The organism is Streptomyces cinnabarinus, from assembly GCF_027270315.1.
GTDB lineage: Bacteria > Actinomycetota > Actinomycetes > Streptomycetales > Streptomycetaceae > Streptomyces > Streptomyces cinnabarinus.
Map to the genome: position 1 here is coordinate 9,255,731 of NZ_CP114413.1, position 13,393 is coordinate 9,269,123.

The window sequence follows — 13,393 nt, forward strand, 5'->3', positions numbered from 1 at the left end:
AGGACATGGGGGAAGAGATCGTCGGAGAGTCCGGACCCCGGTGTGCGCAGCAGGTGGTAGCCGATCGCCGCCCAGCGCAGGGGAGAGGTCCAGGTCAGGTCGTCGCGGGCGAGATGGCGGGCCAGCAGGTCGGCTTGACGGCGGGCGCCCTGAGAGAGGTAGCCCAGCAGGGCATGCGCACCGTGATCCTGTCCGACCACGGCGACCTGGAGCCGTGGCGTCGAGGGACCGGCCGGCTGGACGGTGACATCGACCCGCTGCCCGGTCGGCAGCCGGAGGAACCGCCAAGGTGTGTGGGCGCTGCCCACCTGGAGCAGATGGACGGTCGAGGGCAGTTGGCCGTATGAGACGGAGGTACGCGTTGCGGAGCTGGTGAGGGACGAGGGCGAGTGTGCCGAAACCCTCCACAGTCCGTCGCGCCGCTCCCACAGACGTGCCCAGGGTGCCAGCGCGACCGCGGGCCGGAACGCCGTCCAGGGCAGCGGCTGTTGCGATACCGCCCCGGGCCCGTGGACAAGCCCGAAATACCGTTCGTCCGGGTTTACGCGGTACTCCAGGACCTGGGGCGCCGCGGCATCGGGGCGCTCGCCGTCGAGGCCGCCGATCCGGACGTAGTCACTGCCCGCCTCCGAGCCCGACGGCAGGAGCAGACGTACGGCGTATTCACCGGGAGGCAGACGGATCGACAGGGATGCACCCAGGAGCAGGACGCCTTCCTCGACGGTGCGCAGACGCATGTCGACGATGCGGTAACAGACCGGAATCGCGACCAGGGGAGTGGCGGAGGGGCGCAGGATCACCGCCGATCGTTCGCTCACGGTGCGACCCGCAGGCTCGTCCGGGAGTGGGGCGGCCACACGGGCAGGCATCGGGATACGGCGGCGGCCTCGTCACAGGCGGCACGCACCGTGTACACACCGGCGCGTAAGTGCAGTTCCCACTGGCGGATGCGCTCGCCGTCCGCCGTGGGGCGTGCGTCGACCGGTTGCCCGCCGTGGATGTGGGGGCTGTCGGGCGGTTCGTGGGGAACGCAGGTGAGCTTCGTGCGGGACGCTGCCTCAGGTGGCAGACAGCGCACGGTGAGCCGGGCCGCGGGTGCCTCGTGCAGCCGGTACAGGACCGCATCGCCCACGATGGTGGTCTCCACTCCCTGATCCAGGGCTTCCACGCCGAGCTCCCGCATGAGGAGGGTGTTGATCGCTCCTGATATGCCCTCCATGCGGACCACCCATTCTCCGGCGTCATCGGTCTCGGCCGCCTGGCCGTCGAGCGCCTTGATCAGCGCGCTGGTCAGGTGGGACACCTGCTCCGGGTAGCCGGTTGCTTCGGAGTAGGGCGGCATGCGCACGGTGAGTTCATTCTGGCGCACGCTGAGCCCGAACACGGTGCGGTCCGCGAGGGCGAGCACCGCAGGCGGCTCGTCGCCCGATCCTCCGACCCGGCAGGCGTCGATCACGAAGAACTGCGTGCGGGGACCGCGCTGTTGGAGCGCCAGGCGCGTCCTGTCGAAGTCGAAGGCCTGGGCGAAGGGCGACTCGGCGAAGCGGTTGATGTCGTCAGCCAGCAGGATCTGCCCGTCGGACTGCAGGCCATGACCGCAGAAGTAGAGGATGCCCACGTTGTCGGGATCCGTGGAACAAGAGGCGGTCCACCGCTCGAACGCTTCGCGGATATCGTCCAGCCCGGCCGGCGACGCCTGTACTGAGGCCGCTTGTCCGAGCCCGTCCGTGTCATCGGCCGCCCAGCTCAGGAGTACGTCGACACTGCGCAGCGGCGTCTGCCAGATCCCGTCAGTGCCGTCCACGAGATGGCGGGCGAACGCGAGAGCGGAGCGTGGCGGGGACGTGAGCGGCCCCAGGCCCCGGAGCAAGCGCGGCACGCGCCCGCGGGCTCGCGCCCCGGATGCCAGGTGAGGGTAGCCGCCGACGCCGATCACCAGGGCGTGGATGCCCGGTCCGGTGCCGGGCTGCTCGAAGAACACCCGCATCACTCCTGGAGCGTGCCCGCGGCCACGTCCGCGGTCGGCAGGTGGCACGCGCGCAGGCGTTCGGCGAGCCGGTGATGGAAACTGGGCCGGCGCAAATAGGCCGAGTGCGAGGCCCTCAACCCGCGTCCGGTGGAGTACCGGAAGTCCTCGCTGCCTTCGAAGATCTTGGAGGTGACGAAGGCCAGGGGGTCGTCCGGGTCGTACACGTTGATCCAATGGCCCACGTTCGGCAGAGCGGGCACCCGCTCCACCGACGGATCGCCGGGAGCGGCAACAGCCGGAAGGAGACCGAGCTCGGCGAACACACCGACCTGTGAGCCGACCGTCACCAGGGCGTCGCACGCCAAGTCGGGCCGCAGATGCGACAACAAGTCGTAGACGATGTTGCCGCCCATGCTGTGGGCCACGACCACCAGAGCGGGATCGTCCGCGCTGCGCAACGCGGCTCCTTCGGCCAATGCCGAGCCGATCAACTCGGCGATCGGAGCGTCAGCTCCCGCCTGTTCGCGCTGGCGGAGGTAGGTGAGCACGTCGCCCAGGAAGACCGAGCTGCGTGCGTGCCAGGAGTTGCGCCACAAGGCGACGGCTGCCGTACTGCCGCCGCGCGCCACGGAGTACCCGATCCGGGAGACGGCCTCCTGCAGCCGCCACAACGCCCTGCGTTCCTGCGGCGCGTGGCTGGTTCCGAACCGTTCGACGGGACGCGAAACCGGCTCGCTTCCGGCGCGGGCCCGCGTGGTGGGCGCGGCGCCCAGCAGCCACTCGAGCAGCTCGTCGTCGTCCATGTCCGCCGTAGTCCTGCCCGCCCGGCCGTCGTCCAGCTCCATCGCCGGGACCGCCAGGCCGGCGAGGACGGAGGCGTCCGGCTCATCGGCGTCGTCCATGCCCACGGCCCACAGCAGATCGATCGCGTCGGCGAGCGACTCGCGCGCCAGAGCCGTGAGCGGGGCATCGGCGTGCGTGTCGGTGAGGTCGTGGGCGCCCATGGCCTCGGCCACGAGGCCGTCGACGCCGCCGAACGACTCCGCGGAGCTGTCACGCGGAAGCGAGGCGTGCCGCCAGGCGAAGTGGGCCGCGGACGAACCCCAGTAGGGGGTGACGAGGTTGAGCCGGGACGGCGCGGCGCACAGTGCCGCACCGAGGAAGGCGCGGTACAACGCCGTTCGCTGGACCTGCTGCCGTTCATACGCTTCGTCGGTACGCGTGGCGACACCGTGAACGTGGACGACTGGCAACCGACCGCTCCCCCTGTGTAGATCAACGCGACGGATCAGGCCATGCGTTGACGAACCATCAGTACACCATCCGGGCACCCGGCACGCCCCTCTTGCGAGGATCTGGTCGCTCAGCCCGGTGGTGGTGGTCAGGTGGGGCCGGGCGCCGTCGTACGGTGCAGTTCATTGTCTGCAATTTCGATACGTGGAAAGGAAGGTTACGAAGGGCGAGACTCCTGTCGCCGCGCGAGACCGCACGGTGCGTATCCGAACCAGGAGGCATGGGTGAACTTCAAGGGCAAGCTGGCGACGGTTGCGCTCGTTGGAAGCATGGCCGTAAGCGGCATGGCGGCGACTGCGCCGTCCGCGGCGGCGGTGGGTGGCTGCCCGTCGGGCAAGCTGTGCCTCTACGACGATCCCAACTACGCCCACCTCGACATCACGAGCACCAGCACGAAGGCCTGCTTCAGCCTGACCGACTGGAACGGGTTCAGCGACGGCATCGGGTCGTATGTGAACAACCTGCCGGTGCCGGTCGACGTCTACACCTGGACCGGTTCCGTGTACCTGTACGACGGCAGGATCCGCGCCGGCGGCTTCAGCTCCAACGCGGGCAGCAAGTTCGGTTCCCGGGGGACAGTCTGCACCGGGGGCCTCACGCCGCCCGGCTGGTAGGCCGTCACGTCACGCACGCCAGCCCCGCTCTGGAGCCTTTCCAGACCGGGGCTGCGGCGTATATTCCGGGGCGATCAGGGGGCCGCGGTCGACACGTCCGCCACAGAGGCGTCGAGGCTCGCTTCGAGGTCTCCAAACGAGTCCTCCATCTGCTCGCGTCCAGTGTCGAACGGTGGGACAAGTTGATCACTTGGGCCCGCGCGTCGCGGGTCACGCCGCCGCAGCGCGGAACTTGCTGGGGCTCTGGCCTGTGTGGCGTTTGAAGGCGGCGCTGAAGCCGAAGGCGTCGGCGTAGCCGATGGTCTTCGCGATCTGGGCGATGCTGAGATCCGTGTCGGCCAGGAGCGTCCCGGCCTCGTCCATGCGGCATTCGGTGAGATAGGCAAGGGGCGGGCGGCCCATCAGTTGGGTGAAGCGCCTTGCGAACAGCGCCCGGGAGACGCCTGCTTGCGCAGCCAGCGACGCGACCGTCCAGGTCTCGGCGGGTCGGCCGTGGAATGCGCGCAGGGCGGGCGCGAGGACCGGGTCGGCGAAGCCGCGATACCAGCTCGGAGCGTCGGCGCCGGCCCGGTCGAACCAGGTGCGCAGCGTGCACACCAGTGCCCAGTCGAGGAGCCGGTCCATCAGCGCCTGCGAACCGGAGGAGAACCGGGCGGCGTCGGCGGCGGAGCTCTCCAGCCAGGCGCAGACGTCGGCGTCCTCGGTGACGACCAGGATTGGTGGCAGCGCGCGCAGGAGCCGTTCGTGGCGATGGCCAGTGGCGCGGTAGGCACCCACGATGAGTGCCGTGGCTCCGCCCGGGTCGGTGCCCCAATGGATGCCGGCGAGTTCCTGGTCCGAGCACGAGGCTTCTGCGGTGAAGCAGTTGATCTCATACTCGGCGTGGGGGTGCCCGACCGTGGCGGGCTGGTCCATGAGGCGGAACGGCGCGGGGCCGCGCACGATGGCCGTGTCGCCCGCGGCGATCACCCGCTCGCTGCCGTCGGGCAACAGCAGGGTGCCGCCCCCGCGCAGCACGGTGACCATGGTCAGCGGTGCGCCGTCGGTGAAGCGGATGCTCCACGCCGCGTGGAGGACGGCATGGCTGACGACCGAGCCCTCGGCCCGGATGCCGCTCAGTAGCGAACTCAACGGATCCATCAGCCAATCGTAGACGACCTCCTATGGCTTGGAGACTTTCTCCCATGGATCATCTACGCGGTCGCCGTTGTACTGGAGTCACCGAAGACATCCAGCCCCGTCGGGAGACACCGTGCAGCAGCACAGCGCCAAAACAGCCCTCGTGGTCGTCGCGCACCATCGCAGCGATTCCCTCACCGCACACACCGCCCGCCGTGCGGCCGCCCGGCTGCAGGCGGCCGGATATCGCATCGACTTGCTCGACCTGCACGCCGAGGGATTCGACCCTCGGATGAATGTGGAGGACCAGCCGGACTGGGGCGATCGGGAGAAGGCGTATTCGGAAGAGGTGCACGCCCATATGCGGCGCATCCTCGACGCAGATGTAGTTGTCGCCGTCTTCCCTGTGTACTGGCAAAGCGTGCCCGCTGTCCTCAAGGGATGGATCGACCGCGTGTGGAACTACGGGTTCGCCTACGGCCGTAGCAAGCCGCGTTTGGCCGGCAAGCGCATGCTGTGGCTCGGCCTGGCCGGCGCCACCGCCGACGATCCCATCGCCGAGGGAATGCAGTCCGTCCTTGAGGCCAACCTGAGCGAGGGCATCGCCAGCTACTGCGGCTTCTCCCACTCAAGTGTGGGCCTGCTCCTCGACGCGGAAGAGCGACCGCAGCGCGTCGACGCCCAGGGCAATCTGCACGTCGGCGACGCGGTCGTCGGCGCTGACCGGCAATCGCAGTACGCCGAATTCGACCGTCGGACACTGGACTTCGTGGAAAAGTTCCTCGTGCACGAACCGCTCGCGGTCTGACGACGCCTGGGCGCTTTGGGCTGACCGGCGGTCCCGCCCGTCAGCCCAAAGCGCCTGGCGCGGACGGCGACTCGGTCGCGTCGCCGCACCGCGAGTGCCCGCCCGCACAAGCCGGACGGGGTGAACCCGGCCATGTGCCCGGCTGACGTGAGAGGGGAACGCCGGATCTGTGCTGCCAGCGAGTAAACCAGGCTGCGTCCGGCGTGCTGTAAATCCCCAGGGCGGTTTCAAGGTCCTTGATTAGTGTGGCTGTTGGGGATGCCGAGCATGGCGACGGCTCGTGTGGTCTTGGCCCCCGTCCAGCGGACCCAGGTTCTCCAGCACGGCAGGGATAGGGGAAGATGCAACAGCAGGCACAGGACACTCTCGTGATCACCGGAGTCACCAGGGAGCCCGCAGCGTGACCGGCACCACGCAGGCCCCTAGCGGGTCGGCTGCAGCCGACGATGCAGCACGAAGTGTCACGCGCCCATTCTACGTCTATGCCGTGCTCGCCAACTCGCTGTTCCAGCGCGGCGTATTCGTCCTCTTCCTCTATCAGCGAGGCTTCTCCGCCGGGCAAGTGGCCCTGCTTCAGACACTGCTGTACCTGGTCAGCGGGCTTGCCGAGTTGCCGACGGGAGTCATAGCCGACCGAATCGGCAGGCGTGCCAGCATCGTCATCGGCCAGGTGCTGATCGCTGGATGTCTGCTCGGCCAGGCGGCGTTTTCCAACTACTGGCTGTTCCTGGCGCTGTTCATCGGGCAGGGCGTGGGCATGGCATGCGTGTCCGGTTCGGACACCGCCCTGCTGTACGACCTGCTCGTGCGTCGTGGTGCAACGGCCGGCTACGTCAGGATCAAGTCCCGGTTCACCATGCTCGGGACGGTCACCTCGGGAGCCGCCATCGTCCTCGGCGGCCAACTGCAGCAGATTTCCTGGGGAGTCGTCTACGTCGGTTCGGCGGCGTGCCTCGTCCTGGCCGTGGTGGTGCTGATGTCACGGGTGCCCGAGATCCGCGGCGCGGACGCGGTGGACGAGCAGGACGGAGCCGAGGAGAAGCACGGCGACACGACAGCATGGCGGGCGATGCTTCGGGTCGCCACGCCGGCGCTCGTGACGCTGGTCGTGGTGTCCGGCTTGATGCATGCGACTTTGACTCCGTACATCATCTTCACGCAGAAGACCCTCTCCGATCAGGGAGCGGGCACCGCATTGGTCAGCGTGGTCATATCGGCGGGATTCTTCGTCGGCGGGCTCACTCCGCTGCTGTCGAACCGCGCGGACCGGCGCGTCGGGTATCGGGTCATCGTCCCGGTGTCTCTCCTGACACTCGCCGCGGCACTCGGCCTGACCGGCCTCGGCCTTGTCTGGGTCACTATCGCCGTGTTCCTGGCCCTGGTCGGGATTCCCGAGATCACCGCCGTGATCGTGGACAACGTGTTCAATGAGGCTGTGCCGTCGCGCCACCGGGCGAGCCTGCTGTCGATGATCGCATTCGTGGAGTCGGCGCTCATCGGCATCGGTTACCTCGTCCTCGGCACGCTCATGGACGGACTGGGCTCCAGTGTGGGCATGGCCACTTACGCCGTCGTCCCGCTGCTGGCATGTCTCCTGTGGCTCCCGGTGCTCTTCCGAGGGGCACGGGTGACCACTGAGATCGAGAAGCCTGCCGAGCAGAAGGCATCCTGAAACGGACCATCTCGAGAGCAATGCCCCATCCTGATGGCAGAGGCGTTGTTCGTTGATATGTCGCTCCCAGTCGGCGACGGAGCTGTCATCGTCTCGACCCCCGCACCGCCGTTCTGCGGCAGCTCCAGATAGGCCGTCGCTATGTCGAGAACGGTAGGGGACACCACTGACAACGCCCCGTCGACGAGGGGCAGCCCGGCAGGACCGATGAGTGCGCCGGTCACGCCCCGTGAAAGCGCCCGCGCGCCCCTGTGCCGTGGGGGTACCGGGGCAGCACCGCGCCTACGTTGATCAACATGTCACGGTTCCTCGCGGGCTGCACCGCACTCGTCGCCCTGCTGTTCGCCGCATCCTCCCCCGCCACGGCGACACCCTCGCCCCTGACGGAAGGCACCGTCCCGTCGGGCCGGGCGGCGCCCGTGTTCGACATCTGGTTCAACCAGTTCGGTTACTCACCCAAGAAGAACCTTACGGTGGGCAACCACTGGTACACGCTGACCGCCGACTGTGACGGCGGCGGCTCGGTGGGTGGCCAGCTCTACCACGCCGCGCTGGGAGTGGACAAGAAGGTCGGCTCCGCGTTCCTCATCCCCTGCGGGGGGTCAAGGGACGTCACCTACAACCTGCAGGGCGGCTGGTACTACTTCTACTTCCTCTCCGGAGTCGACAGCACCCGCGTCATCGCCGAAGGCGCATGACCACGGGCACGTCGCCCCTCTCCCTCTCCTCGCACCCCCGGAAAGGTCCCCCATGCGTGCTCTCCTCGTGGCCATGACCACGGCTCTCACCCTCACCCTCGCCAGCGCCCCCGGCGCATCGGCGGCAGTGCCCCCGTCAGCGGCCGCACCCAGCTTCAGCATCTGGTTCAACGTCCACGGGACCTCACCGAAGGCGGACCTCGCGGCCGGCGAGCACCGGATCATCCTCGACGCCAGCTGCGACGGCGACTTCGTCGGAGCCCAGCTCTACCACGTCACCTGGGGCGTCGATCGGAAGGTCGGGAACGTGCTGAGGATCCCCTGCCACGGCCGCGCCATCCCCCAGTACCAACTCAGCGGAGGCGAGTACTACTTCTACTTCCTCTCCGGCGTCGACAACACCCACATCACCGGGGACTGGCGACAGGACTGAGCACCTGGCACCAGTGCAGCGCGGCGCGGCCGGAAGGCGAGCCGCCGCCCGCACTGTTCCCCGCAGGGCGGACGCGTCAGGTGGCCGGCGCGGGGGTGACGTGGAAGACGAGGTCGGCGGCGTAAAGCACTCGCGGCACACGCAGAGCGGGCCCGGGTACTGCACATCGCCTCCCACGGCGAGTTCCCAAGTGCCCACGCTTTGCACGGCCACGCTGTCCAGCTGGCCGGTCCCGAGCTCACCAGTGCCCGGGTCCGCGAGCTTCCGCTGCGCGGTTACGACCTCGTCTACCTCAACGTCTGCAACGGGGCGACCTACCGGTTTGGGCCGGGAGACGAGCTGTACGGTCTCGTCCCAGCATTCATGGAGGCCGGTGCCGCCAATGTGCTCGGTACCTCCTGGCCGATCGCGGACGGTGCGGCGAGTCGTTTCGCTGCCGCGTTCTACCGGCATCTGGCCCACACCGATGTAGCAGAGGCCGTTCGCCGGGCCGCGCTCGACCGGATCGCCGCAGGCCGTCCACCGCGCGAATGGGCCGGGTTCGTCTTGTTCGGCTTCGGAAAGACCCGACCTGTTACCTAGGAGCTGTCGGCGGATCATGCGCTAGCGGGCCGTGTTGCTGTACTCGGACGGTGCGGGCATCCGGAGTGCGGCGTAGATCACTCACGGCTTGTCTCCGTTCCAGGCCATTCCCGTCCTGGCTCTGCTTGGCTGGTGGCTCTGACGATCACAGGAGGTCGATACGTATGGCGCTCACACACTGGGGGTTCATCTACACGGCGGACGGCAGCGCGGCAGGTGGCGATGTCAGCGTCGTGGACACGGGTACGTGCCGCAGTGTGTTCGTCGGGGTGGAGAAGCCCGAGGAGGGCATCGAGGCCGCGCGCCGCCTGGTGGGCGAGGGCGTGCAGCTGATTGAACTGTGCGGGGGATTCGGGCCGGTATGGGCCGGGCGTGTGATCGAGGCGATCAACGGCGCAGTCCCCGTGGGCACGGTTGGCTACGGACCCGAAGCGGTCGATCAGGTGCACGCGATTTTCTCGTGACGGGTGCCAGCTCCTTCACCCCGATAGGGACCGGAGCCAGAGCCGAATGGCTGCGACGGTGACGGTGCCGTGAAAGATGTAGGCCCTCTTGTCGTATCTCGTCGCGACCGCCCGGGAGTTCTTGAGCGCGTTGATGGTGCGTTCCACTTCGTTCCTGCACTTGTAGATCGTCGTGTCGAAGCCGGTGGGCTGGCCGCCCCTGCTGCCGCGGAGCTGGCGGTTGGCCCGCTGGTTCTTCGGTTCGGGATGGTGTGCTTGATCTGGCGTCGGCGCAGGTAGCGGCGGTTCCGCCGGGATGAGTACGCCTTGTCACCGCCGAGATGATCGGGCCGGGTCCGGGGGCGCCCACCGTCCGGGCGGGCGACACGGACACGCTCCATCACGGGAACGAGCTGCGGTGCGTCGCCCCACTGGCCCGGCGTGATGAGGAAGGCGAGAGGCCGGCAACTCCCCTCACCGAGCAGATGAATCCTGCAGGTCAGCCCGCCCCGGGAGCGTCCGAGCCCCTCATCGGGGCGGTGCTGCCGGGGCGTTCGTCTTCCCGGAACCCGGGGTGGCTTCTTGCGTGCTCCGGCGGTGTTCTGGTGAGCGCGGCAGGACGTTGAATCCGCGCTGACCATCGACCAGTCGATGCAGCCCGTCGCGTCCGCGTCGGCCAGGACGGCCTTGAAGATCCTGTCCCACATGCCGTCCGCAGACCAGCGCCTGTGCCGCTCGTACACAGTCTTCCACTTGCCGAAACGCGCAGGCAGATCCCGCCACGGCACCCCGGTGCGCTGTCGGAAGAGAACCCCGTTGATCACCCTGCGATGACTCTCCCAACGCCCGCCCCGCTGCCCGCACTTCCGCAGATGCTGCTTCAGCCGCAACCATTCCTCATTCGTGAGATCTCCCCGCCCCATGAACATGCCAACGACTTGAACCCGGGACAGCACCATCGCGTATCCGGGGGGTCCGCGGGCGGGCGGCGGGTCGTTTCGGATGTGGGATCACTGGGGCGGTGATGATGCTCTCGGGTGCCGGCGTCCGGTGCGGGACGCCGAACCGGTGCGGGCCGTGTGCGCGGCCGGGAGTTGATGGATCGGAGACCACTGTGGTGAGGGCGCGTCCTCGTCGTCTCGTGTTTCGCTCGGCTGGTGCGACGCTGGTGGCGGCCTTGGTGGTCGCAGTCGCGTTGGCCGTGGTGGATGTTCTGTTGGCCTTCCGTGCGTACACCGGCAGCGCGATGACCGGGAGCCACGCTGACAATGCCAGCCGCAGCATGGGCGCGTTGTTCGCGACCGTCCACGCCGTCGACGAGAGCCGCCACCGTGCCGCCGTCCGCGAGAGCAGTCCCGTGGCGGCTGCGTACGCGAACCGTGCCAGGGCGCTGGCCCGGGATATCGAAGCCGATGCCCGTCCGATCGGCATGACGGCCGAGGGCGAGGCACTCTCCGCCGCCCTCCCGGCCTGGATCGCCCGGCCTGACACCGGCCTCCATCCGCTCCTGGCTGCGGCCGACGTCCTCGCTGCCGCTCTTGACGAGCACAAGGCCCAGGACCGCAGGGACGCTGTCGCCGCCCAGAACACCTTGCTCGCCCTCCACCTGGCTTTCGTGGTCGTCCTGCTCTTGCTTCTGGGCGGCCTGGCCCTCGTGGTGTGGCGCCGGATCATCCTGCCGCTCACGGACCTGGAGACTCACCTGGGGAGCATCAGCCTCGGCACCTCACCGGCCACCCGCATCACCCACCACCCCACCCCATGGCTCGGCGGCGTCCTCGGCCAGGCCGAACACACCCTCCAGGTCCTGAAACAGTCCCAGCACCAGGCCCACAAGGACCGCGAGGCCCTGCGCACCGATGCCGCCGCCTCCGAGGGACTGCGCTGCATCCTGAACGCCCAGCACGCCCCCGGCCCTGGCGTGCGCGCCCACGGCCGCGTCCAAAGTGCCGAGGGCGTCATCGCTGGAGACTTCCTCGACACCTTGGCCCTGCCTGGCGGCATCACTGTCCTCCTGCAGGGCGATGTCGCAGGCCACGGCACCGATGCCGGCCTGCTCGCCGTCCGGGTCAAGAGCGCCGTCGTCGCCGCCCTCCACCTGACCCCCGAGGCCCGCACCGCAGCAGCCGCGGCCTGGACCGTCATTGCCCCGGAGGACGAGCGCTTCACCACTCTCGTCATCGCCGTCCTCGATCCCGCCCGCCGCTGCCTCAGCTGGCTCAGCGCCGGTCACGAGATCGCACTGCTTCGCCACGGCGACGGCACCGTCGAGGAACTTGAGCCGACCGGACCGGTCATCGGGCCGTTTCTCACCACCCCCAAAGACGTCTGGGACGTCCGGCAGAGCCCGCTCGCTCCTGGCGATCTGATCGTGCTGGCCACCGACGGCCTCACCGAAGCCCGCGACCGCACGGGCACCATGCTCGGCCGGACAGCCGTCGCCGACGCCGTGGCCCGCGCCGGAGACGATCCCGCAGACGTGGTCGATGCCCTCTACCGGGCCAGCGCCCACCACGACGCCGACTGGAACCGCGACGACATCACCATCCTCGCCGCCACCCTCACCATCCCGGATACGCCCTGAACGCTTCAGACGGCCGCGCAGGACATGACACCTGCCCGGCCGTGAGAAGGGGACGTCGCCCCGACCGGCCCCTCGCGCTGCGCCACGGCAGTGTCCGCGACGCCGGGCGGCGAGACCAAGGCCTTTGGAGGCCACCGCTCCGAATCGGCCGCCGATCATGAGGCAGTTGATGGGCACGAGGTGGCGCACATGGAAGCTGCCCCGGTGTTTGGGTTCGGAAGGGGCCGCAGCCGGCCCGGATGAGCAGAGGGATCAGCCGGGTGAGAAGGAAGGCGAGCACGAAGACGAAAGCGCCGCTAGGAACTTGTTCAGCTGATCACTGTGCCTGCGTACTTATGGACGTGCGATGGAGTGGGTGTCATGATCACGCTTTCGGCGGGCATGGGCCCGGTACGTAGGGGAGGAACCGTGAAGCTATACCTCGCCGTGACTCTCGTCCCGTTGGCGCTGCTCATTGCCGCTTCCGGCGTTGCCGCGGTTACCAGCGGCTGGGTGCTTCCCATGACCCGGCACCATGTTCGCACCCCGCGGATCTATGGCTGGGGTCAGCTGGTGGTGGCCTTTGCGCTGTGCTGGCAGCTGGTCTTCGGGTTGATGATCAGCGATTCTGATGCTCGGCCGTCGGGAACGCTGATCGGCGCCGCGATTCTCCTTGCCGGCCTCATCGTCATGATGGTGGGTCAGCTCGCCGGGGGTAACCGGAAGGGCGGCGGCGGGACTCCGTGAACCTGGTCCTAGCGGTCATGTTCGGAGCCAGAGGACAAGGCCACCTGCTGCGGGGGCGCCAAGGAAGACGTAGCCACGCTGGTCATAGCGCGTGGCTACGGCCCGGGACTGCTTCAGCCTGTTGATCGCTTGTTCGGCGGTGTTGCGCTTCTTGTACCGCCCTTCGGCGAAGCCCGGTGGCCGTCCACCGCGCGAGCCTTTGCACAGGCGGGCGGCCTAGCCATCGGGCTTCTTCGGGGTCGTGTGCCGGATGCCCCGGCGCCACAGGTACTCGCGGCACGGGCCGTTGCTGCATCCCTTGTCGGCCGCGACACTGTCGGGCTTCGGGCGGGGCCGACCCGGACCGACCCGCGGAACGCGGATCTTCGCCAGAACCGTCTGGAACTGGGTGCAGTCCGCCCGCTGTCCGCCGGTGACGATCAGGGAGAGCGGCGGCAACGGCCGTCCGCGCT

Annotated in this window: 13 protein-coding genes and 1 pseudogene; 9 read left to right on the forward strand and 5 right to left on the reverse strand. The window is 68.6% G+C overall.

Annotated features, from left to right (window positions below):
- Nucleotides 1-814 precede the first annotated feature (814 nt).
- Entirely contained in the window at nt 815-1,936 is a 1,122-nt protein-coding gene (locus STRCI_RS41715; protein WP_269664210.1) for a caspase family protein, read from the reverse strand.
- A 50-nt stretch (nt 1,937-1,986) separates the two neighbouring features.
- Nucleotides 1,987-3,144: a hypothetical protein gene (locus STRCI_RS41720; RefSeq protein WP_269664211.1), complete on the reverse strand. Its 1,158-nt coding sequence runs from the start codon at nt 3,142-3,144 to the stop codon at nt 1,987-1,989.
- Nucleotides 3,145-3,486: 342 nt separating this feature from the next.
- Here STRCI_RS41720 and STRCI_RS41725 point away from each other — a divergent pair, with 342 nt between their 5' ends.
- Nucleotides 3,487-3,876, forward strand: a complete 390-nt coding sequence (locus STRCI_RS41725) for a peptidase inhibitor family I36 protein (protein ID WP_269664212.1) — start codon at nt 3,487-3,489, stop codon at nt 3,874-3,876.
- A gap of 210 nt (nt 3,877-4,086) precedes the next feature.
- On the opposite strand, the gene STRCI_RS41730 is transcribed toward STRCI_RS41725, so the two are convergent.
- Nucleotides 4,087-5,016, reverse strand: a complete 930-nt coding sequence (locus tag STRCI_RS41730) for an AraC family transcriptional regulator (protein WP_269664213.1) — start codon at nt 5,014-5,016, stop codon at nt 4,087-4,089.
- A gap of 112 nt (nt 5,017-5,128) precedes the next feature.
- Here STRCI_RS41730 and STRCI_RS41735 point away from each other — a divergent pair, with 112 nt between their 5' ends.
- The 6 genes and pseudogenes from STRCI_RS41735 to STRCI_RS41760 all read left to right on the forward strand — a co-directional run bounded on the left by STRCI_RS41735 (nt 5,129) and on the right by STRCI_RS41760 (nt 9,652).
- Nucleotides 5,129-5,803 (forward strand): NAD(P)H oxidoreductase, encoded by a 675-nt coding sequence (locus STRCI_RS41735; RefSeq protein WP_269664214.1) that lies wholly within the window; start codon nt 5,129-5,131, stop codon nt 5,801-5,803.
- 400 nt (nt 5,804-6,203) lie between these two features.
- Nucleotides 6,204-7,475, forward strand: a complete 1,272-nt coding sequence (locus tag STRCI_RS41740) for an MFS transporter (protein ID WP_269664215.1) — start codon at nt 6,204-6,206, stop codon at nt 7,473-7,475.
- A 296-nt stretch (nt 7,476-7,771) separates the two neighbouring features.
- A complete protein-coding gene (locus tag STRCI_RS41745) occupies nt 7,772-8,173 on the forward strand; it encodes a hypothetical protein (protein WP_269664216.1) in 402 nt (133 codons plus the stop codon).
- Between the two features lie 73 nt (nt 8,174-8,246).
- On the forward strand, nt 8,247-8,606 hold the full coding sequence (locus tag STRCI_RS41750) for a hypothetical protein (protein WP_269664217.1): 360 nt from the start codon (nt 8,247-8,249) through the stop codon (nt 8,604-8,606).
- A 135-nt stretch (nt 8,607-8,741) separates the two neighbouring features.
- Nucleotides 8,742-9,188, forward strand: a pseudogene (locus tag STRCI_RS41755) (CHAT domain-containing protein); the annotation flags it as partial.
- A 164-nt stretch (nt 9,189-9,352) separates the two neighbouring features.
- Nucleotides 9,353-9,652: a DUF6506 family protein gene (locus tag STRCI_RS41760; RefSeq protein WP_269664218.1), complete on the forward strand. Its 300-nt coding sequence runs from the start codon at nt 9,353-9,355 to the stop codon at nt 9,650-9,652.
- Between the two features lie 15 nt (nt 9,653-9,667).
- Here the strand turns inward: STRCI_RS41760 and STRCI_RS41765 are convergent.
- A protein-coding gene (locus STRCI_RS41765; RefSeq protein ID WP_269664788.1) for an IS5 family transposase occupies nt 9,668-10,554 on the reverse strand; the annotation gives its coding sequence in 2 pieces (ribosomal slippage) (nt 9,668-9,900 and nt 9,900-10,554; 888 coding nt in all).
- A 368-nt stretch (nt 10,555-10,922) separates the two neighbouring features.
- Between STRCI_RS41765 and STRCI_RS41770 the strand changes: the two genes are divergently transcribed.
- Together STRCI_RS41770 and STRCI_RS41775 are read left to right on the forward strand one after the other, a co-directional pair.
- Complete coding sequence (locus STRCI_RS41770; protein WP_269664219.1) at nt 10,923-12,215, forward strand: PP2C family protein-serine/threonine phosphatase; 1,293 nt, start codon at nt 10,923-10,925, stop codon at nt 12,213-12,215.
- A gap of 360 nt (nt 12,216-12,575) precedes the next feature.
- Entirely contained in the window at nt 12,576-12,941 is a 366-nt protein-coding gene (locus STRCI_RS41775; protein WP_269664220.1) for a hypothetical protein, read from the forward strand.
- Between the two features lie 216 nt (nt 12,942-13,157).
- Here STRCI_RS41775 and STRCI_RS41780 read toward each other — a convergent pair whose 3' ends face one another.
- Nucleotides 13,158-13,379, reverse strand: coding sequence for a hypothetical protein (locus STRCI_RS41780; RefSeq protein ID WP_269664221.1), 222 nt, complete (start codon nt 13,377-13,379; stop codon nt 13,158-13,160).
- Nucleotides 13,380-13,393: the final 14 nt, after the last annotated feature.

Bases quoted from the DNA above. Each gene is read 5' to 3' on its own strand.
- STRCI_RS41730 (WP_269664213.1), bottom strand. From the start codon at position 5,016: ATGGATCCGTTGAGTTCGCTACTGAGCGGCATCCGGGCCGAGGGCTCG.
- STRCI_RS41745 (WP_269664216.1), top strand. From the start codon at position 7,772: ATGTCACGGTTCCTCGCGGGCTGCACCGCACTCGTCGCCCTGCTGTTC.
- STRCI_RS41750 (WP_269664217.1), top strand. From the start codon at position 8,247: ATGACCACGGCTCTCACCCTCACCCTCGCCAGCGCCCCCGGCGCATCG.
- STRCI_RS41760 (WP_269664218.1), top strand. From the start codon at position 9,353: ATGGCGCTCACACACTGGGGGTTCATCTACACGGCGGACGGCAGCGCG.
- STRCI_RS41775 (WP_269664220.1), top strand. From the start codon at position 12,576: ATGATCACGCTTTCGGCGGGCATGGGCCCGGTACGTAGGGGAGGAACC.